22 protein-coding genes are annotated in these 19,773 nt (G+C 74.2%); 16 read left to right on the top strand and 6 right to left on the bottom strand.

Translation table 11 applies throughout. The features are described from left to right. From HUN59_RS19330 to HUN59_RS04140, 8 genes are all read left to right on the top strand, one after another. Window positions 1-189 (top strand): hypothetical protein (locus tag HUN59_RS19330; protein WP_217483616.1); only part of this gene is annotated, 189 nt, incomplete at its 5' end. A gap of 13 nt (window positions 190-202) precedes the next feature. Beyond that, window positions 203-781 carry a DUF6286 domain-containing protein gene (locus HUN59_RS04170; RefSeq protein WP_174777587.1) on the top strand — a complete coding sequence of 193 codons (579 nt, stop codon included), beginning with the start codon at window positions 203-205 and terminating at the stop codon, window positions 779-781. After that, window positions 778-1,341, top strand: a complete 564-nt coding sequence (locus HUN59_RS04165; RefSeq protein WP_174777586.1) for a hypothetical protein — start codon at window positions 778-780, stop codon at window positions 1,339-1,341. The genes HUN59_RS04170 and HUN59_RS04165 overlap by 4 nt, the downstream gene beginning before the upstream one ends. 74 nt (window positions 1,342-1,415) lie before the next feature. Continuing rightward, the gene (locus tag HUN59_RS04160; protein WP_058740858.1) at window positions 1,416-1,589 is read left to right on the top strand and encodes a CsbD family protein; all 174 of its coding nucleotides are present in this window, start codon (window positions 1,416-1,418) and stop codon (window positions 1,587-1,589) included. 61 nt (window positions 1,590-1,650) lie between these two features. Beyond that, window positions 1,651-2,754 carry an Asp23/Gls24 family envelope stress response protein gene (locus HUN59_RS04155; RefSeq protein ID WP_174777585.1) on the top strand — a complete coding sequence of 368 codons (1,104 nt, stop codon included), beginning with the start codon at window positions 1,651-1,653 and terminating at the stop codon, window positions 2,752-2,754. A gap of 29 nt (window positions 2,755-2,783) precedes the next feature. After that, on the top strand, window positions 2,784-3,173 hold the full coding sequence (locus HUN59_RS04150) for an MFS transporter permease (RefSeq protein WP_254629989.1): 390 nt from the start codon (window positions 2,784-2,786) through the stop codon (window positions 3,171-3,173). Window positions 3,174-3,339: 166 nt separating this feature from the next. Further along, window positions 3,340-3,804, top strand: coding sequence for an RNA polymerase sigma factor (locus tag HUN59_RS04145; RefSeq protein WP_254629988.1), 465 nt, complete (start codon window positions 3,340-3,342; stop codon window positions 3,802-3,804). Beyond that, window positions 3,794-4,573: a hypothetical protein gene (locus HUN59_RS04140; protein WP_174777583.1), complete on the top strand. Its 780-nt coding sequence runs from the start codon at window positions 3,794-3,796 to the stop codon at window positions 4,571-4,573. Before HUN59_RS04145 ends, HUN59_RS04140 begins: the two co-directional genes overlap by 11 nt. Before the next feature lie 16 nt (window positions 4,574-4,589). Here the strand turns inward: HUN59_RS04140 and HUN59_RS04135 are convergent, their stop codons facing one another. The 4 genes from HUN59_RS04135 to rimK are packed head-to-tail and all read right to left on the bottom strand — an operon-like array spanning window position 4,590 to window position 10,638. Then, on the bottom strand, window positions 4,590-5,555 hold the full coding sequence (locus tag HUN59_RS04135; RefSeq protein ID WP_174777582.1) for an NAD-dependent epimerase/dehydratase family protein: 966 nt from the start codon (window positions 5,553-5,555) through the stop codon (window positions 4,590-4,592). After that, a complete protein-coding gene (locus tag HUN59_RS04130; protein ID WP_254629987.1) occupies window positions 5,552-8,323 on the bottom strand; it encodes an alpha/beta fold hydrolase in 2,772 nt (923 codons plus the stop codon). Before HUN59_RS04130 ends, HUN59_RS04135 begins: the two co-directional genes overlap by 4 nt. Beyond that, window positions 8,320-9,402 (bottom strand): 3-oxoacyl-ACP synthase III, encoded by a 1,083-nt coding sequence (locus HUN59_RS04125; RefSeq protein ID WP_376983783.1) that lies wholly within the window; start codon window positions 9,400-9,402, stop codon window positions 8,320-8,322. Before HUN59_RS04125 ends, HUN59_RS04130 begins: the two co-directional genes overlap by 4 nt. A gap of 57 nt (window positions 9,403-9,459) precedes the next feature. Continuing rightward, window positions 9,460-10,638 carry a 30S ribosomal protein S6--L-glutamate ligase gene (gene rimK / locus HUN59_RS04120; RefSeq protein WP_058740865.1) on the bottom strand — a complete coding sequence of 393 codons (1,179 nt, stop codon included), beginning with the start codon at window positions 10,636-10,638 and terminating at the stop codon, window positions 9,460-9,462. 70 nt (window positions 10,639-10,708) lie between these two features. Between rimK and HUN59_RS04115 the strand changes: the two genes are divergently transcribed. The 4 genes from HUN59_RS04115 (at window position 10,709) to HUN59_RS04100 (ending at window position 14,651) form a co-directional block, all read left to right on the top strand. Beyond that, window positions 10,709-11,170 carry an ATP-dependent zinc protease family protein gene (locus tag HUN59_RS04115; RefSeq protein WP_058740852.1) on the top strand — a complete coding sequence of 154 codons (462 nt, stop codon included), beginning with the start codon at window positions 10,709-10,711 and terminating at the stop codon, window positions 11,168-11,170. Window positions 11,171-11,408: 238 nt separating this feature from the next. Beyond that, window positions 11,409-13,187 carry an alpha/beta hydrolase gene (locus HUN59_RS04110; RefSeq protein WP_174777581.1) on the top strand — a complete coding sequence of 593 codons (1,779 nt, stop codon included), beginning with the start codon at window positions 11,409-11,411 and terminating at the stop codon, window positions 13,185-13,187. Window positions 13,188-13,270: 83 nt separating this feature from the next. Further along, a complete protein-coding gene (locus HUN59_RS04105; protein WP_174777580.1) occupies window positions 13,271-13,858 on the top strand; it encodes a hypothetical protein in 588 nt (195 codons plus the stop codon). 121 nt (window positions 13,859-13,979) lie between these two features. Next, the gene (locus tag HUN59_RS04100) at window positions 13,980-14,651 is read left to right on the top strand and encodes a peroxiredoxin-like family protein (RefSeq protein WP_174777579.1); all 672 of its coding nucleotides are present in this window, start codon (window positions 13,980-13,982) and stop codon (window positions 14,649-14,651) included. A gap of 148 nt (window positions 14,652-14,799) precedes the next feature. On the opposite strand, the gene HUN59_RS04095 is transcribed toward HUN59_RS04100, so the two are convergent. Continuing rightward, the gene (locus HUN59_RS04095; protein WP_229666961.1) at window positions 14,800-15,348 is read right to left on the bottom strand and encodes a TetR/AcrR family transcriptional regulator; all 549 of its coding nucleotides are present in this window, start codon (window positions 15,346-15,348) and stop codon (window positions 14,800-14,802) included. A gap of 29 nt (window positions 15,349-15,377) precedes the next feature. Between HUN59_RS04095 and HUN59_RS04090 the strand changes: the two genes are divergently transcribed. Continuing rightward, window positions 15,378-16,559 (top strand): MFS transporter, encoded by a 1,182-nt coding sequence (locus HUN59_RS04090; RefSeq protein WP_174777578.1) that lies wholly within the window; start codon window positions 15,378-15,380, stop codon window positions 16,557-16,559. Window positions 16,560-16,566: 7 nt separating this feature from the next. Here the strand turns inward: HUN59_RS04090 and HUN59_RS04085 are convergent, their stop codons facing one another. Further along, the gene (locus tag HUN59_RS04085) at window positions 16,567-16,905 is read right to left on the bottom strand and encodes a YciI family protein (RefSeq protein ID WP_174777577.1); all 339 of its coding nucleotides are present in this window, start codon (window positions 16,903-16,905) and stop codon (window positions 16,567-16,569) included. Between the two features lie 126 nt (window positions 16,906-17,031). On the opposite strand from HUN59_RS04085, the gene HUN59_RS04080 reads away from it, so the two are divergent. Genes HUN59_RS04080 through HUN59_RS04070 form a run of 3 tightly spaced genes read left to right on the top strand, consistent with a single transcriptional unit; the run spans window position 17,032 to window position 19,710 of the window. Next, the gene (locus HUN59_RS04080; RefSeq protein ID WP_174777576.1) at window positions 17,032-17,691 is read left to right on the top strand and encodes a hypothetical protein; all 660 of its coding nucleotides are present in this window, start codon (window positions 17,032-17,034) and stop codon (window positions 17,689-17,691) included. Between the two features lie 31 nt (window positions 17,692-17,722). Further along, window positions 17,723-18,997, top strand: coding sequence for a sensor histidine kinase (locus HUN59_RS04075; protein WP_174777575.1), 1,275 nt, complete (start codon window positions 17,723-17,725; stop codon window positions 18,995-18,997). Beyond that, window positions 18,979-19,710, top strand: coding sequence for a response regulator (locus tag HUN59_RS04070; RefSeq protein WP_174777572.1), 732 nt, complete (start codon window positions 18,979-18,981; stop codon window positions 19,708-19,710). The genes HUN59_RS04075 and HUN59_RS04070 overlap by 19 nt, the downstream gene beginning before the upstream one ends. Window positions 19,711-19,773: the final 63 nt, after the last annotated feature.

The following is a 19,773-nucleotide window of genomic DNA, read 5'->3' as shown; positions in this document are numbered from 1 at the left end:
GACCACGCCGGCGCCCTGGCGCTGGACGTCACCGGCCCCATCCGCGCCCAGGCGGACGTCCTCGGAGCGGCTTCGGCCGCCGCCGAGCGGGTCCGCTCGCGGGTGTCGGAGTTGTCGGGGCGGCAGGTGGGCAGTGCCCACATCGAACTGACCGGGATCGTGCGTGAGCACGAGGACCGGGTCCGGTAAAGGGGAGACACTGATGAGCAGCACTTCTTCGCTCGAGCGGCGCCTGCGCCGTCGGAGCGTGCACCGGTCCCGGTCCACCGCGGTCGCGATCACCCTGATCGTCACCGCCCTGGTCGCGGCGTGGATCGGCGTCGAAGCGGTCCTGAAGGCCATCGGCCAGCCCCCGCTGCTGGCCGACCCGCAGACCATCGTCGACGCCGCCCTCAAGCCCGACGCCGCGTTCACGACCATCGCCGAGGTGATCGCCGCAGTCCTCGTGATCGTCGGGATCATCCTGATCGTCCTGGCGGTGGGGCCCGGCCGGCAGCCCCGCTCGGTCGTGGACCACGACCGGGGCGCGGTCGTGATCGACACCAGGATCCTGGCCTCCACCGCCGCGAACGCAGCAGCCCTCGCCGCCGGCGTCCCCGAGTCCAACACCAGCGCCTCCGCGAGGGGGCACCGCACCGAGGTGCGGGTGGTGCCCCTGTCCGGTATCCCCGTCGACACCCACGTCGTCCAGCAAGCCGTTCAGGACCGTCTCGGTCGGCTCGGCGGCAAGCACGGCACCCACGTGAAGGTGCACGTGGAGCAGAAGGGAACGCTGGCATGACCACCACCAACCGCACCCTGAACCGCATCATCCTGCTCCTGCTGGGCCTGGTCGCGGTCATCGTCGGGGTCACCATCGGCGCCGGGGTCCTCACCCCCGTCCGCGACGCCCTCAAGCCATACCTCACCCTGCCCGACAAGGTCACCGTCCCGGCGGCGTCGCTGTGGATCATCGCCGCCGTGTGCGCGGTCGTGATCGTCCTGGCGCTGATCGTGGTCTTCACCCGCGGCGGCGGCGGCACGTCCGTCGCTGCCCGCACGAAGACCGGCGACGACCAGGTCACCGTGAACGTCGCCCTCGTGCGGGACGTCATCGACCACGAACTCGACGGCGTCCAAGACGTCGTCGCCGCGAAGGTCGACACGTACACCGTCAAGCAGCAGCGCGCCGCACGGATCCGGGTCCACGTCCGCCGCGGCGGTGACGCCGTCACCGTCCTCGACGCCGTCGACCACGCCGTCACCACCCTGGACACCACCCTCGGCCAGCAACTCCCGGTCCTGGTCCACCTCACCGGCGGCACCCGCACCGCACTGGCCAAGACCACCCGCGTCCACTAGGACCATCCACTCAGCGCACCACCACCACCGGGGCGTCCGGAAGGCGCACCCGCACACACAGGAAGGAACCCACCATGGGACTCGACGACAAGATCAAGAACGCGGCTCAGGACATCGCCGGCAAGGCGAAGGAGGCCTTCGGCAACGCCACCAACGACGACTCCAAGGTCGCCGAGGGCAAGAAGGACCAGGCCGCCGCGAGCACGAAGCAGACCGGCGAGGACATCAAGGACGTCTTCAAGAAGTAAGCAGCCGACGGCCGTCGCTCCCGTCACGGGAGCGACGGCCGTCCTGTTCGAGGAGGAAGCCATGCAGCACGACCCGAACGCCCGGACGCAGATCACCGAGGTCGACCTGCCGTCCGGACTCACCACTCCGCTCCCCGAGGACGCCGGCCCCCTCGCGGTCGCCGCGCGGACCGCCGCGGAGACGGCGCTCGGCGTGCCGGGCGTCCACCACCTGGGCGGACTCGTCGCCCGCGCAGCCGACCGCGTCCGCTCCCAGCTCGGGCGCTCCGCCGGGGCGCCTGGGGTGCAGGTCGACGAGGTCGACGGGACGCTCGACGTCACCGTGTCGCTCGTCGTGACGTACCCGCAGCCCGTCCGCGAGGTCGCCGAGGAGGTCCGCCGCCAGGTGACCGCCGCGGTCTCGCAGCTCGGCGCCGGGCAGACCACCACGGTCGACGTCCGCGTGCTCGACGTGCACGGGCCCTTCGACGACGAGCCCACCGCCATCGACAAGGCCAAGGACGCCGTCGGCGACGCCGTGGACCGCACGAAGGACGCCGTCACCGGTGCCGCGGAGAACGTCCGCGAGGGCGCTGCCGAGGTCGCCGAGCGGGCGAAGGACGTCGCACAGGACGCCGCCGACGCCACGCGCGAGGCCGCCGGCAAGGCGAAGGACGCCGCGGGCGACGTCGCCGACCGCGCCCGTGATGCCGCCGCCGACGCTGGTGACCGCATCGCCGACGCCGCGGACACGGCACGGGAGCGTACCGCCGACGCCGTGGACGCAGCCCGGTCGACCGCGTCGGACGCCGCCGAGCGTGCGGCCGAGAAGTCGTCCGAGGCCGGCGACGCCGCGAAGGACGCGGTGCGTGCCGCGAAGGACGCCGCCGTCTCCGCCTCCGAGGAGGTCCGTGACCGGGCCTCCGGCGCCGCAGCCGCCGCGACCGACGCAGCGGCCGACGCCGGCGCCGCCGCGTCCGACGCCGCCGACTCGGCCGCCGACGCGGTCCGTGGTCGTGATGCCGGGGACGGCGACGCCGCCGGTGCGAGCACCGACGAGCGTGTCGCCGACGCCCTCGACGAAGCCGCCGACCGCATCGAGCACGCCGCCGACGTCGTCCGCGACGAGGCCGACACCCGCCGTGACCACGACGGCGACACGGGCGGAGCCGAGGCCGGACGATGAGCGCCGTGTGGTCGGGTCGGCGGGGCCGTGTGTCCCGTCCGCCCCGGCCCCGGCCGCGGGGCGTCTGGATCACCTCCGGGATCGGCATCGTCCTGGTGCTCGCGATCGCCCTCGGCGCGTACCTGCCGCTCGTCGGGTTCCTCGGGGGCGTGACCGCGACGACCGCGGGGCTCGTCCCCTTCCCGTTCCTGCGGGTCACCCTCGTGACCCTGCTCGGGGCGGTGGTCGTCCTCGCCCTGGTCGTCCTCGGGCTCACCCGTCGGCACACCGTCACGACCGTGTTCGCCGTCGTGCTCGCCGTGCTGGTGAGCCTGGCGGTGACGGCGTACCCGGTCGTCACCGTGGCGATCGCCTCGACCGACCGTGCCGGTGACGTGTGGCCGATCGTCACCGAGCTCTGGCAGCGCTTCACCGGCTGACCGCCCTCAGACCGCCGCGGCGAGCCCGTGACCCGAACACGGGTTCGCCGCGGCTCCCCCGCCGGCCGCTCCGCGTTCTTCGCGACACGCCCGACCGCACGTGGACCAGGACCAGTTCGTCAGGATCCGACGTCGTGCGACATCCTCTTGGTGGAAGGGGGTGACCGTGGACGGACAGGACGACGACCGGACGCTCGTGGAGCGGATGGCCCGCGGCGACCGCGCCGCACTCGCGACGGTGTTCGACCGGCACGCCGCGCCGCTCACCCGCGGCGCCTGGGCACTCGCCCCGACACCGGATGCCGCCCGGGCGCTCGTCCAGGACGCGTTCGTGTCGCTCTGGGACGGCGCCACCGACGTCCGCCTCGTGACGCCGTCGCTGCTCCCGTGGCTCCTCGCCACGGTCGCCGGCGGGACGGCAGGTGCCGTCCCCGGCGACCCGCTCCGGTACGTCCGCGCGGACCTCGTCGCCGTCTCGGACGACGACCGTGCCCTGTGCGAGCGGTGCGTGGTCGACGGCCGCTCCTACGCCGAGGCCGCCCGCGAGCTCGGGCTCTCCGCGTCGACCCCGACCAGTGCGGCCCGCCCGGGCCGCGCATCGCGGAAGGCGGTGACGCGAGATGGACTCTGAGCCTCCGAAGGGGGACGACCTGCAGCGTCTCCTCGTCACGATGAAGCAGGACGTGCTCGCCCGCGCCACACCGCGGCGCGGCCCGCGTCGGCGGCGGACCGGGATCGCGATCGGTGTCGTCGCGGCACTGCTGCTCGGCGCGGCAGGCGGCAGCGTGGCACTCGGGTTGATCCCCGGCCAGGACGACCGGGCCGCTCCTCCCGCGGCCACCGCGACGCCCGATCCGACGCCGACCCGGACACCCGACGGCGCCCCGGTCGTCGACAGCCCGCCGCCGACGCCGACCTCGACCTCCACTCGTCCGCCGTACGCGGTCGACGATCCTCGGACGTGGACCATCTCCGGCTCCGAGGTGGGCCCGGTCGCTCTCGGTGGTGCCGTCGCCGCCGAGACGGACGACCTCTCCACCGCCTTCACCGATGACGGGAACTGCCCGAACCCGAACGTGTCGTGGTGGAGCGCCGACGGACGGACGCCGATCATCGTCGTCGGTCAGGACGGCGTCGTCACCGGCATCGCGGTGGGCGACTTCAGCGCAGACCGACCGGGCCCGACGACTGCCGAGGGACTCGGCGTGGGGAGCACCCTGGCCGAGCTCCAGGCTGCGTACCCGGACCTGACGCAGGTCACCGGCTCGGACGAGACCCCCGCGTGGACGATCGTGCGGCAGGGACGCCACATCACGTTCTCGATGCGGCCGGACACGACCGTCACCGGTTCCGTGTGGGTCAGCGACAAGGCGACGGAACCCTCCGAGTTCTGCGGCTGACTCCGTCCCGGACCGCTCAACGACCGGCGAGCCGCCGGAGCCCCTCGTCGATCGACACCGTCGGCGCCCACTGCAGGTCCGCTCGGGTCCGTCGCTGGTCGAACCAGTGCGCGGTCGACAGCTGCTCTGCGAGGAACCGCGTCATCGGCGGCTCGTCCGCCCCCGGTCGGACCCGCCACACGGCCTCGACGACGGAACCTGCGACCCGTGCGAGCCCGGCGGGCACGTGCCACCGCGGTGCCGGGACGCCCGACGCCGTGCAGATCCCGGCGAGCAGCTCCCCCACCGGCCGCGGTTCGCCGTTCGTCACGACGTACGCGTTGCCGTGCACGTCCGGGTCGGCCGCGTGCTCGAGCGCCGCGACCATCGCCGAGGCCGCGTTGTCGACGTAGAGCGTGTCGATGAGCGCCGCCCCGGAGTCGAGGAGCGGCAGCCGACCGGCTCGGGCCCGCTCGACGATCCGTCCGACGAGCTGGGTGTCCCCCGGCCCCCAGACCAGGTGCGGGCGGACCGCGACGACCGCGAACCCGGGGCCGTCCGCCGCGAGCGCGAGGAGCTCGGCCGCGGCCTTCGTCCGGGCGTAGTCGCCGCGCGCGGCCTCGGGCTCGGCCGGACCCGCGCCGACGCCGGCGAGCGACGACCCCGTGTGCGCCACGGACGGGGACGACACGGCGACGAAGCGCTGCGCCCCCGAGGCTCGTGCCGCGTCGAGCAGGAACTGCGTCCCCGTGACGTTGACGCGTGCGAAGTCCGCGGGGTCACCGGCGAGCGACACCTTCGCCGCGAGGTGCACGACGGCGTCGACGTCCGCCACGGCCGCGCGGACGGTGTCGGCGTCGGTCACGGAGCCGAGCACGTCGGTCACGCCCTCGACCCCGGACGGCCGGCGCTGCAGCGTGCGCACGGTGTGTCCGGCGTCCCGCACGGCGGTCGCGGTCGCGGCGCCGAGGAACCCGCTCGCGCCGGTGACCAGGACCCTCACGAGCGGGTCCGTCGCGGGTCGCGCACCCGACCGCCGCCGAGCACCCCCGTGGCCCAGCGCGACAGCCGGGCACGGTCGACCTTCGAGTTGTGCCGGACGTCCGTCGGCAGCACCGGGACGACGAGCACCGCGGCGACGGGCACCCCGGCGGCCGCACGGACGGCGGCGGACAGGTCGGCGGACGCGGGTCCGGGTCGGCGGACCGGCGGCACGGTCTCGACGACGGCGACGACCTGCTGCGTGCCGGCGGGTCCGATGCCGGCGATCCCGGCACGGCCGACCCCGTCGACGCCCTCGATCCGCTGCTCGGGTCCGACCGGTGTGACGACCCCGGCGGGCGTGGTCACGACGTGCTGCAGGCGCCCCTCGATCCACAGGCGCCCTTCGGCGTCGAGGTGCCCGACGTCCCCGGTGCGGTGGCCGCGCGGGTCGTCGACCCCGTCGCGGGAGACCCGGTCGGTGCGCCAGAGCCGGTCGTAGCGGTCGCGCACGTGCGGCGCCGCGACGACGACCTCGCCCGTCACCCCGGGCTCGTCCGTCGGCGCGCCGGTCGGCGCCCCGTGCTCGTCGAGCGGCGCGACCCGGACGCGGACGCCCGGCGCGGGGACGCCGACGCAGATCCCGGACGCGGCGCCGGACCCGCCCGCGCCACCCGACCCGGACCCGGCGGCGGCACCGCGCACCCCGTCCAGGTCGACGTCGGTCATGAGCAGGCCCTCGGTCATGCCGTAGGGCGTGTGCGCCGAGGCGTTCGGCATCAGGCGCGCGGCCGCCTCGAGCAGCGCCGCGGAGACCGGCGCCCCGGCGGACAGGAACAGGCGCACCCCGGCGAGCACCGTCCGGTCGGCGTCGGTCAGCGCACCGGCGGTGGCGACCACGTTCGCGAGCGCCGCCGGAGACAGGAACACGACCGTCGCGTCGACCGCGGCCACGGCGTCCGCGACCGCCCGCGCCGTGAGCGTCCGGGGCGCGGTGACGTCCATGTCCGGCGCCACCGAGCGCGCGCCGAGCGCCGGTCCGAGGAGCGCGAACGGCGCGAACCCGGCGACGAGTCCGGTCCCGACGCCCACGTCGTACTGCGCCGCGAGCACGTCCCGGACGGCTCCGAGCTGCCGGTGCGTGTACACGACGCCCTTCGCCGGACCGGTCGAACCGGACGTGAAGAGCACGGCGGCCCGGTCGTCGGCGGACGGTTCGGCCGGCAGGGCCCGCCCCGACGCGAGCAGGCGGGCGCCGCGGCGGGCGACCTCGGCCAGGGAGTGCTCGACGCGGAGCGCCCGACGAGCGGGTGCGGGGAGCGCGAGGGTCGCGATCCGACGGCCGGGCCAGCCGAGTGCGCGCGACGCGGCGAGACCGGGCAGCGCGCCGACGATCCAGTCCGGTCGCGCGCCGCGGACCGCACGGGTCAGACCGCGCAGGCCGAGTCCGGCGTCCGCGACCACGACGACGGCACCGATCCGGACGCACGCGTACAGGACCGCGGTCAGGTCGGCCCCCGGGGTGACGAGGAGCGAGACGCGGTCGCCGTGTCGGACACCGAGGTCGACAAGCCCCACCGCGATCTCGTCGACGCGGCGGGCGAGCAGGCGCCAGGAGACCGTGCGCGGGCCGCCGGGTGCGGCCATCTCGACGAGCGCGGGGCCGTCCGACGCACGCTGGTCGTCGAGTGCGGCCCACAGCGGGCGGCCCGCCTCCGCCGCGGGGTCGGCAGGGACGGACGGGAGGCCCGGGTCGGCGCCGTCCCGCGGCCCTCCGTCGGGCAGGTGGTCGCCGAGCCAGTCGGTGACCGCCCCCGCCACGTCGGCGTCGTCGGGCAGCAGGTGCCCGGCGCCCTCGAAGCGGTGGACGTCGGCGTGGGGCAGCCGCGCGGTGAGGTCGTCGAGGTACCGCTCCAGGAACACCGGGTCGCGGGGGCCCCAGAGCACGAGGGCCGGGACGGAGAGGGCGGCGACCCCCGCGGCGATGCGGTCGAGTTCGGCCGCGCTCGGGTGCGACGCGTCGACCGGGATGTCGGCGACGAACCCGCCGATCCCGCCGCGCCGTGCGGCACCCCGGTAGGGCGCCCGGTAGGCGTCAGCGGTCGCGCGGTCGAGCCGCGGGTGGGCGATCGCGAGGGTGGTCTCGAGGAACGCGGGCGTCAGGACGGTGCCGCGCCCGAGCACCTGTGGCCGGAGCGCGAGCCGGAGCGGCGCGGGGATCGGGGCGTCGTCGGGCTGGTGCACCGCGGTGTTGCACGTCATGACGCCGACGACGGTGCCCGGGTGGTCGACCGCCCAGCCGAGGGACACCACACCGCCCCAGTCGTGTCCGAGGGTGACGACGGGACCGGTCAGGCCGAGCGTGTCGGTGAGCGCGCCGAGGTCCCGCACGCGGTCGGCCAGCCGGTGCAGCGTTCCGGTGCGCTCCGAGAAGCCCATGTCGAGCTGGTCCACCGCCACGACCCGCCACGCCGGGCCGCCGGCGCGGGCGACCTCGAGGGTCCGTGCTGCCACGGAGCGCCACAGGTAGGACCACGTCGGGTTCCCGTGGACGCACAGGACGGTGCCGACCGGGCTGACGCCGAGGGCGTCGAGGGAGCCGGCCGTGTCGAGGAGGTGCCAGGTCCGCGCGGGGCGATCCGATCCTCCAGGCCGGTCCGCGCCACCGCGCCGGTCGAAGCCACAGGGCACGGTGACCAGTCGTGACCAGGCCGGGTCGAGTCCGGGCAGGGGCGGCGGGAGCGTCGCCGGAGCCGCTGCGGCGGCGACGCGCGGGAGGCCGGACCTCACCAGCGCAGTTCCATCATCGCCGTGTTGATGCCGGAGCCAACGCCGCCCAGGAACACCCGGTCGCCGCGGGTGATGCCGCCGCGGGCGACCTCGTCGGCGAGGGTGATCGGGATGGACGCCGGACCCACGTTGCCGTACCGCTGGTACGTCGTCGGGACCTTCGCACGCGGGATGCCGATCGCCTCGACGAAGGCGTTCGTGTGCACGTCCGACACCTGGTGCAGCACGTACCGGTCCATGTCGGCCCAGTCGAAGTGCGCGCGCGCCTCGTTCCAGGCGGCGACGACGAGCTCCATGCCGCCCTTGAGCAGCATCTTCGCGTCGGTGAACATGCCGTCCACGCTGCCGACGCACAGGTCGTACCACTGGGTCGCCGCGCGGGTGACGCCGCCGACGATCCGGTGCCCCTCGGGGTGCACGTCGGACGGGCCGAGCACGGCGGCCGCGGCACCCGACCCGAGGGTCAGGCTCGCGAACTCGCTCATGAAGTCCTTGCGGTTCCGACCACCCTGGTTGAGGCGGTCGATCGTGTTGAGCTGCACCTGGTCGGCGTCCTCGCCGTCCACGACCAGCGCGTACTTGATCTGGCCGGAGTCGATCATGCCGGCGGCGACGCTCATCGCGTTGACGAAGCCCAGGCAGGCGTTCGCGATGTCGAAGTTGATCGCGGACGACGGCAGTCCGAGCCCGTGGTGCAGGCGGACGGCGACGCTCGGCTCCAGGTGCGGGCGCGTCACCGAGGTGTTGATGAGCAGCCCGACGTCCTCGGGGCGGATGCCCGCCTCGGCCATGGCACGGCGGCCGGCGTCGATCGCGGCGTCCTGGAACGTCTGGCCCTCGCCCCAGTTGCGGCGCTCGGTGACCCCGGCGACGCGCTCGAGCAGGCCCATCGGCAGCCGCAGGCGGCGCAGGGCACCACGGAGGCGTGCCTCGATGTCGGCGGAGGTCGTGACGCGCTCCGCCGTCGTGGTCGCCACCGACAGCAGCGACACGTTGTGGTGCTTGGCGGTGGCGTTGCCCGGGCGCTCCACGTCGTCGTTCGGGGTGGGGTCGACGGGGCGGTCAGCGAGTATCGTCACCGGCTCATACTTCCGCATCATGGCTGGGTGTGGGGTCCGTCTCCGCGGAACGCAGGGTCAGGCGTCCTTCGGGAGCTTGCGTACCTTGCTGCGACGACGACGACGGTCGGGGATCATCGAGCGCATCTCCTCGAGCTTGCCGAAGCACAGCAGACGGTCGCTCGCCTGCAGTTCGACGCCGCTGCGGGGGTTCGGGATGACGGTCGCACCGCGGTGCAGCGTCAGCACGGTGATGTCCCGGTCCCACAGCCCGGACTCCTTGATCGTCTTGCCGACCAGGTCCGCGTTCGTGTGCACGAGCAGTTCGGCGACGCCGTACCCGGTCGAGACGCTGAGGCGCTGGCGGACGTCGATCTCCGGGAAGGCGACCTGGTTGCCGATGAAGTCGATGATCGCCCCGGCGACGTCGAGGCCGGTCGCGCGCTCGATGCCCTCGAGGCCCGGCGACGAGTTGACCTCCATCACCAGCGGGCCCTCGTTGCCCTCGAGCATGTCGACGCCGGCGACCCGGAGTCCCATGATCTGGGCCGAGCGGACCGCGGCCTCCTCGTACTCCGGCGACAGCGTGACCTTCTCGACGGTCCCGCCCCGGTGCACGTTCGAGCGGAACTCGTCCCCGCTCGCACTCCGGCGCATCGCGGCCACCACCCGGTCGCCGACGACGAGCGCGCGGATGTCCCGGCCGCGGCTCTCCGAGATGAACGACTGGATGAGGACGTTCTGCTTCGTGGAGTGCAGCGTCTCGACGATCGACTCGGCGACCTTGGCCTCCGGCGCCAGGATCACGCCGATGCCCTGCGTGCCCTCGAGCAGCTTGATCACCACGGGCGCGCCGCCGACCCGGTCGATGGCGCCGCGGACGTCCGCGCGGCTGTTCACGAACGTCGTCGCGGGCATACCGATGTGGTGCCGCGACAGGATCTGGTTCGCCCGGAGCTTGTCGCGCGAGTTCGTGATGCCCGTGGCGGTGTTCGGCGTGTACACGTCCATCTGCTCGAACTGCCGCACGACCGCGGTGCCGTAGTAGGTGATCGAGTTCCCGATCCGGGGCAGCACGGCGTCGTAGTCACTGAGGAGCCGGCCGCGGTAGAGCAGGTCGGGCTCGTCGGCGGTCAGGTCGATCGCGAACCGTAGGGTGTTCAGCACCTTGACGTCGTGCCCGCGGTCGATCGCCGCGGCACGCAGGCGCTGCGTCGAGTACGCGTGCGGGGCGCGCGACAGGATGGCGAGTTTCATCGGGGTGCTCCACGGGGGTTCGAGGACGTCGACGGCGACGCTCAATCAAAGCATGCGACAGGATGGGCGCATGGCCCGGAACCCGACGATCGCAGGATGGCGTGAGTGGGCTGCCCTGCCCGCCCTGGAGCTGCCCTGGATCAAGGTGAAGCTCGACACCGGCGCCCGCAGCTCGGCGCTGCACGCGTTCGACCTCGAAGAACTCCCCGGGGACCGCGTGCGCTTCTCGGTGCACCCCTGGCAGGACTCCGACGCCGACGCCGTCACCTACGAGTGCGCCGTGCACGACCGCCGCATCGTCCGCAGCTCGACGGGCCACACCCAGGAGCGCATCGTCGTGCTCACGCCGATCACCCTCGCCGGGGTCACGGTCGACGCCGAGGTCACGCTGAGCAACCGCGACCAGATGGGCTTCCGGATGCTCGTGGGGCGGCAGGCGCTCCGGCAGGCGTTCCTCGTCGACCCCGCGCGGTCGTTCACCGCCGGCCGGGCCCCGAAGGAGATCCGGCGCCGCAACCGCGGTCGCGCCTGAGGCGCGCGGCGCGGAATGGGTGCGGCGTGCTTCCGCACAACCGGAAGCACGTCGCACCGCGTCGACCCATGGTGCGGCGTGCGCGGCGCTGTGCGGAGCGCACCAGCGTGCGCTGCTGACGGACGGGAGGCACGGGTCGGGCCCGCCCCGTGCCTCCCGTCCGGAATGAACATGTTTGGTTCACGCTCCCTTGAAATGCTACGTTCCACACATTGCCGAATGGTGATGGGGGTGGGCGATGGGGATCGAGTTCGACGAGGCCGCGGCAGCGCGGCTCGTCGCGTGCGCGACGGAGGCCGCGCTGGCGCTCCGCGACTTCGCGGGCGGGTACGCGAGGTGTTTCGAGGCTGCTCGGGTGATCGAGTCCGGCGACCGGGTGCGGCTCGCCGCGGCCCTCGACGACCTGGCCGACCAGGTGCGGATCGTGCGGCACCAGGCGGACCAGGAACGGCGCCGGCTCGCTGATCATGCTGCCTGGCGCGCGCGGACGGCGGACCGCGAACGCGCATTGGTGGGCGTCGGCGCCGTGTGGGAGCCCGTGCTCGACGCAGGTGCCGCGGTGCTCGACCCCGAGCCGTCCGACGCGCCGGTCCGTCCGACGCCGGTGTCCGCCGCGTTCCGTCCCCAGCGTCGACCCCGGACCGCGGGGCACTCGGGCGGTCGGAGCAGTGCCGACCCGGAGCACCTCCGACGGTTCGCCGCCACCACCCGGGCGCTCGACGGCGCGATGGAGCAGGACCTCGTGCGCCTGCGGAACGCCTGGTCGGGGTTCACGAGCCGGTGCGGGTGGGTCCCGATCGACGTCGCGACCCTGCCGCTCGGGTTCGGCGAGCTCCTGGCGGAGAACGAGGAAGACGCGGGCTGGGCCGAGCGGATCGCGGACGCGTTCGCAGCGGCCGGCGGTGGGACGCTCGCGGACGCCGTGCTCGATGCCACCGGGACATCGGCGCTCCCGCCGGCCCTGGCGCAGCTGCTCGATCCGTCGCTGACCCCGGCGCAGGTCGCCGAGCGATGGCGGGCGCTGGGGTTCACCGCCGACGACCTCCGGGCGCTCCCGCTGACGACGCAGATCCGGGTGGCAGCCCTGGACGGAATCCCGGCGGCGTCGCGAGACGTCGTCTCGCGTGCGGTGCTCGCGGCAGCGCTCCGGGATCCCGGCCGGCTCTACCGGGTGTTCGGGCTGGCGTACACGTACGGCGCGGTGAGCCTCGAGGACTTCACCGAGCAGGTGCGGGCGTTGTCGTCGGGATTGCGGCAGGCCGACCGGCTCGCCGCGAAGCTGACCGCGCCGACCGAGGCCGTGGCGCAGCTCGTCGGCTTCGGCGTCGCGAACGGCGCCCCGGTCGCCGCGATCGTGCTCGGAAACCTCGACGCGGCGACGAACGTGACGATCAACGTTCCCGGCGCCACGACGACGCTCGGGAGCGTGAGCGAGAAGGCGCAGGCCGCGTCGACACTCCTGCGGACGGCGGCCAGGAAGAACGGGTCGGACTCGTACGCGGTGGTGTCCTGGTTCGGTTACCGCGCACCGGCGTTCGCCGAGGTACCCGGGCAGCAGCGCGCCGCGGCCGGCGGCGCGACGCTCGCGTCCTTCCTGGACGGGATCCACGACAGTCGGGTGACCACACCACGTTCTCTGTCGGTCCTCGGCCACTCGTACGGCTCGACCACCGCGGCCGAGGCGCTCGAGCAGGTGCGCTACCCGGTCGACAACTTCGTCACGTACGGGTCGGTGGGCTTCACGGAGGCGACCAAGCCAGAACTCCTGCACGCTCGCCACGTGTTCGCGACGGAGGGCGCGGCCGACCACACCGCGATCTGGGGGCGTATCGGCCGGACCGATCCTCGGGACATCGCGGGCGTCGAGGTCTTCAGCGCCGAGGCGGCACCGGGCACGGATGCGGTCACCGGGCACGACATGTTCCCCGAGGGCGACGGCCAGGTCGGGTACCTGAGTCCGGACGCGACCGCGCAGCACACCATCGCCTCGATCATCGCCACGGGAGCGCCGCGATGAACCGCGCCAGACGAATGCACGCCCTGCTGACCGCCGCCCTGCTCGTCGGGACCCTGACGGGCTGCTCGCTCCGAGGAGGACCAATGCCCACCGACGCCGCCGGCCTGACCCAGGAAGACGTCGCCGCGATGTCCCTGCACGAGGAGTTCGACGCCTACCGCCAGCACTACCACCACATGCAGGAGCTGCTGGCGGGCGCACAACGCGCGGTCAACGACGGCCCGTGGGACTGGACCGGCAGCGATCGTGGCACAGAGGTCGGTGGCGACGGCGTCGCCCCGCTCGCGGGCTCGGACGCCGTGAACAGCTACTTCCTCCGCACCGACCGGATCTGGGCGCCCCCGGGAGCGACCGGGGACCCTCGGGATCTGCAGCCGATGGTCGACTACTTCGACGAACAGGGCTGGCGCCACCGTGAGGGGCACCCCGCCGGGACCCACGACACCTGGGCCAAGACGGACGACGGCTGGCAGATCGAGTACGTCGTCCAACCCAACGGCCGATACGTCCTCACCGTGTACAGCGAACCCTTCTGGACCAACGACGGCGACGCACTCTCCGAGGCGGTCGGTGGCCGCAACGACGGCGTCCACCCGGAGGAGTCCCTGCCCGGCGAGTACCCGCCGTTCCCGGACTGGGACGACCCGATCGTCAGCCCCCCGAAGATCTGATGCGGCTGCACTCCGTGACCTCCCGTGACGCAGCCGGTACCGGCGTCGATCGCTCGCGCCTACGCTCCACGCACCGGCACCGACGCCGCAGTTCCGCCCCGCCCGACCCGAGGAGCCGACCGTGACCGACCAGACCATCGCCCGCCAGGTGGACGAGTTCAACGAGGGCTTCACGGCCCAGATCGGCCCGGAGCTGTCCGCGGTCTTCGACGGCGAGCAGCGCGACCTGCGGAACGCCGGTGTGCCCGGCGGTGTCGTCGCGGTGGGTGACGCTGCGCCCGACGGGCCGCTCGTCACCCCGACCGGCGAGACGACCTCGCTGCAGGCGGTGCGTGGGGACGCCCCGACCGTCCTTGTCTTCTACCGGGGCGCCTGGTGCCCGTACTGCAACATCACGCTCCGGACGTACCAGCAGGAGCTCCTGCCGGCGCTGCAGGAGCGCGGCGTGCAGCTCGTCGCCGTCTCGCCGCAGACGCCGGAGGCCGCGGAGCAGTCCATCGCGAACGGCGTGCTCGCGTTCCCGGTGCTCACGGACCCGGAGAACGTCCTCGCGGGGCGGTTCGGCATCGTCACCGAACCGAGCGCCGCCGCGCGGGCGGCGCACACGCAGCTCGGCTTCGACGTGGCCGACAGCAACGCGGACGACACGGCGGCCGTCCCGTTCCCCTCGGTCTTCGTCCTCGACGACTCGGGGGTCGTCCGCTTCGCGGACGTGCACGTCGACTACACGACGCGCACCGAGGTCGCCGAGGTGCTCGCCGCCGTCGACGCGCTCAGCGTCGCGACGCGCTGATCCGACGACCGGTCCCGCCGTCGACGCGGCGGTGACGGACTGGAGGCGCGTGGCGGGTGACCAGCGCGCGTCACCCGCACCGTGCCTCCAGTCCGGTCTGCGCGTCCGCGCGTACGAGCGCCGGGCCGGCGTCACTGCCGGGCCCGCGTCAGGGCAGGAGTGCGTCGGCGACCGCGCGGGCCGTCACCGTCCCGGCCGCCGGGTCCCGGAGGCGCATCGCCAGGGACCCGGACACCACGAGCAGGAGCTGCTCGGCGAGCGCCGACGCCCGTCCGCCCACGAGCGGGCGGGCCGCCTCGGCCAACCGTCGACGCAGCGTGTCGGTCTCGCGGTCGAGGACGGCGCGCACGTCGGCCGGGGCGTCCACGTACTCGGCGGCCGTGCCGAGGAACGCGCACCAGCGTGACCCTGCCGGCGTCGCGCGGTAGTCGTCGAGGGCGTCGAAGACCGCGAGGAGCCGTCCGCGGTCGTCCCGCGCCCGGTCGACCGCACGGTCCCAGGTGGCGACCCAGTCGTCGTGACGGCGGTCGAGGGCGGCGGCGACCAGGGCTTCCTTGCTCGACCACCCGCGGTACAGGGTCGCGGACGACACGTGTGCGCGCTCGAGGACCACGTCGATCGGGGTCGCGGCGATGCCCCGCGAGAAGAAGAGCTCCTCGGCGGCGTCGAGCACGCGCTGCTCGGTACCTGGACGCATGACCACGGAGCCAGCCTACGATCGCAGAAGTGAAACGATCGTTTTCGTCATCCGACCGGATCCTGGTGGCGACCGGCCTGGGGACCATCGCCGCGACGTACGGCCTCGTCCGCCTCGCCCTCGGGCTGTTCCTACCGGACGTGCAGCGCGACCTCGGGTTCGGTGCGGCGGGCGGCGGCGCCGTGTCCTCCGGTGCGTCCGTCCTCTACTGCGTCGGTGCCCTCGTCGGGTTCGTGTCCGCAGGACGCTCCGCGCGCCGGCTCGTCGCCGCGGCCACCCTGGCCGCCGGTCTCGGCGCGGTCGTGATGGCGGCAGCGCCGACCGCAATCGTGTTCGGCGCCGCCGCGGTCGTGGCGTCGACCGGCGCGGGGTCGGCCTCCCCCGCGCTCGTGCAGCTCGTGCGCGAACGGGTCGCGGCCGAGGGCCGGTCGCGGGCGCAGGCGGTGGTGAACGCCGGGACCGGTCCGGGGCTCGTGGTCGCCGGTCTGCTCGCGCTCATGTTGCTGCCGGAGTGGCGTGCCGCGTGGGCAGCGGCGGGGGTGGCGACCCTGCTGGTCGGCGCGGCGACGCTGCTCGCGGCGGGGCGTCCCAGCGGACGACCGGCGACGGACGACCCGGGTGGTCGGACGTCGGTCGGCCGGTGGCCCGGTCGACGCTGGGTCGTCGCGCACCGTGTCCCGGTCGCCGCCGCCCTGGCGTTCGGCGCCGGGTCCGCCGTCGTCTGGACCTTCGGTCGGGCGGCCCTCGTCGACGCGGGTCTACCGGCGGCGGTGACGATCGTCGCCTGGGTCGCGATCGGGCTCGGCGGCGCCGCGGTCACCGTCACCGCGCGGTGGACGTCCGGGCTGACCGCCGGGCGACAATGGGCGATCACCGCCGTGGCCGCCGCCGCCGCGGTGCTCGCGATCGGCTCGGTGCCCGGCGCCGCGCCCGTGATGCTGGTCGCCTGCGCGGTGTTCGGGTGGGGCTACACCGCGGCGACCGGAGCACTCATCGCCTGGACCACCGAGGTCGACGCCGCACACGCGGCGGCCGGCACCTCGATGCTCTTCGTGCTGCTCGTCGCCGGGCAGGCGGTCGGCGCCGCCGTGGCGGGCTCGTTCGTCGGGCCGCTCGGCACCGGCGCGACGTGCACGGCCGCCGCGGTGGTCGTGCTCCTGGCCGCCGTCCTGCCCCTGGCGCGACGGCGGCGTCCGGCGCGGACCGCCTGACCGCGGGTCAGAGGATCGGCCGGAGCTCGATCCGTCGGTTGCACGCCGCGGAGGCCTCGGTCGCGGTGCGCAACGCGGTCTCGGCGTCCGCCAGCTCCAGCACCCAGAAGCCCGCGACGTAGCCGGGGGTGTTCGACGCCGGACCGGACGAGCGCGACTCCTGCCCGCCGCGGCCGTCGACGACGGTGGCATCAGCGGGCGCGGACACCCCGGCGGCGAACACCACGGCGTCGCCGAGTCCCGCGTTGAACCGGTCGACGGCGTCGGACTCGGTCTGCGTGGCGGACGCGGTGCGCCCGGCGACCTGGGACTGTCCGTCGTCGATGACGTTGAGAAGGAACTGCACGGCGTACTCCCCTGCTCGGTGCGGCGCCGTCCTCGTCGACCACGCCGTCGTCCGGGACGGTACGCCTGCACCCACCGGGACGCCAGCACGTCGTCACCGGAGCCGCCGAGACCGGATGATGGTCGCGTGCACGTCGACTCGACCACCGAGGACGCCGACCGGCTCTGGGCCGACGGCGACCGCCGGGGTGCGCTCCTGCTGCTCCGTCGGATGGTCGAGGCGGCGCCGGAGGACACCGCGCGGCGCCTCGCGCTCGTCGAGCGGTACCGGTCGATGGGACACCCGGACCAGGCCGGGCGCTGGGCGATCGGCCTCCCGGGGGTCGCGACACTCGTCGAGCGGGACCGGGCAGCGCGCCTGCTGGCGTCGTCGGGCGTCGCGCGGCAGGACCTGCGGGCGTTCCTGGTGCTCCCCGGCGACGGTGACCTGCCGTCCGAGCTCGTCGAGCTGCTGCCCGACGTCGACCGGTACCGCACGCTCATGGACGTTCCCGCGCGTGCTCGGAAATCGCCCGACCTGGCCGAGTCGCTGTTCCTCGTGGCCGGTGGGCTGACCGCCCTCGCCTTCGTCCTGCGGGTGGTGGGTGACCTCCTCCCGTCGCTCGTGGTCGCCGCGCACTGGGCGGGCTTCGCCGCGACCGTGGGTATCGCAACGGCATCGGCGGTGCAGGTACGATCGCGGCTCGTCGAGCGGCAGTGGGGCTCCGCCGCCGCCTGGGTGGTGATCGCGGTCGCCGTGCTGGCCCTCGCTGCACTGCTCGTGGGGCAGACGCTCGGCGACTGGTGAGCGGCGAGTCCGTGCCGCTACCGTGGTCCGCATGGGGCGGGTGACGGCGGACTGGGCACGGCTGCCGGTCGGTCCGCGCGAGCACCGGAGGGACGCCCTGCTCGCGGTGGTCCTGGCCGCAGGGATGGTCGTGACGACGACGCTGTACAGCGCGTCCGGCTTCTACGAGGACGACCAGGCCGCGTGGTGGGTCTCCGGGCTGATGATCCTCGCCAACTCGGTCCCGATCGCGTTCCGCCGCCGCTGGCCGATGACCGTCGCGGTCTGGTCGGCCTTGGCGTTCGCCGGGACGCAGCTGCTCCACGTGCCGGAGGTCTTCCTCGTCAACTTCACGCTGTTCATCGCGCTCTACACGGTCGGGGCGTGGTGCTCGGACCGGGTGCGCGCCGAGGTCGTGCGGTGGGTCGTCATCGTCGGCATGTTCGTGTGGCTGTTCCTCGCGATCTCGTTCGGGTGGGCGGTCCCGAACGCGCTGCCGAACGACCGGGACGCGATCATCGCGCCGTACGTGGCGTACTCGTTGCTCAACATCCTGATCAACGTCATCTACTTCGGCGGCGCCTGGTACGCCGGCAACCGGGCCTGGGCCTCGGCCGTCGCGAAGCACGAGCTCGACGAGCGCACCGCGGAGCTCGCGGCCGAGCGGGAGCGGACGGCGGCGCAGGCGGTCACGCTCGAGCGCGTGCGGATCGCCCGCGAACTGCACGACGTCGTCGCCCACCACGTCTCGCTCATGGGCGTGCAGGCGGGTGCGGCACGGCGCGTGATCGACCGCGACCCGGCCCAGGCGACGGCGTCGCTCGGGGTCGTCGAGGACAGCGCGCGCACGGCGGTCGAGGAACTCCGTCGGATGCTCGGCACCCTGCGCGCCGACGACGCCGGTGGTCCGTCGGACGGACCGGACTCCGCGCCGAGCACCGCCGGACTCGGTCGACTGCCCGAGCTGGTCGACGCCGTCCGGACGGCCGGGCACGCCGCGGACCTGGTCGTGGTCGGCGACGAACGTCCCGTCCCACCGACCGTGGGCGCCGTCGCCTTCCGCATCGCGCAGGAGGCCGTGACGAACGTCCTCAAGCACGCGGGTCCGACGGCACGTGCGGACGTGCGGCTCCGGTACCTCGACGACGGCATCGAGGTCGAGGTGGCCGACGACGGACACGGTGAGCGCGCGGTCCGCCGGGCGTCGGGGAGCGGCCTCGGGCACGTCGGGATGCGCGAGCGCGTCGCGGCGGTCGGCGGCCGCGTCGAGATCGGGCCGCGGGCCCGGGGAGGGTACCTGGTGCGGGCATGGCTGCCGACGACCTGACGATCGTGCTCGCGGACGACCAGGACCTGGTCCGCGCCGGCTTCCGCGTCATCCTGGAGTCCGAGCCGGGCTTCCGCGTGGTCGGCGAGGCCGCGGACGGAGCGGCCGCGGTCGACGCCGTCGTCGCGCTGCGGCCGGACGTCGTGTGCCTGGACGTGCAGATGCCGGGCGTCGACGGGCTCGAGGCGGCCCGGCGGATCGCCGCGCTCCCGGACCCGCCGGCGGTCCTCGTCCTGACGACCTTCGACGACGACGGGGCGCTGTTCGCGGCACTCGAGGCCGGGGCGAGCGGGTTCCTGCTCAAGAACGCCTCCCCCGAACGGCTGATCGACGCCGTCCGCACGGTGGCAGCCGGGGACGCGCTCCTCGACCCCGACGTCACGCGCCGGGTGATCAGCCGGGCAACCGCGACGACCGCGGCTGCCGCGCACGCCCCCGACCCAGTACGAACGCCGGCCACCGGCACCGGAAGCGACCGCGCGACCGACACCGGCGCCGCCGCGATCGCCGCGGTCGGCCTGACCGAGCGCGAGACCGAGGTGCTGCGCCTGCTCGCCCGGGGCCTGAGCAACGCCGAGATCGCCCGGACGCTCTACGTCGGCGAGGCCACCGTGAAGACCCACGTGTCGAACGTGCTCCAGAAGACCGGCGTCCGCGACCGGATCCAGGCGGTCGTGTGGGCGTTCGAGCGCGGCATCACCGCCTCGAGCTGACGCCCCCTGCTCCCCCGTGCGGTGGAGCCGCCACGTCGGGAAGTCCCGTCTCCCGCCGGAGGT

The organism is Curtobacterium sp. Csp2 (genome assembly GCF_013347165.1).
This window is presented reverse-complemented; position numbering and strand designations above follow the sequence as displayed.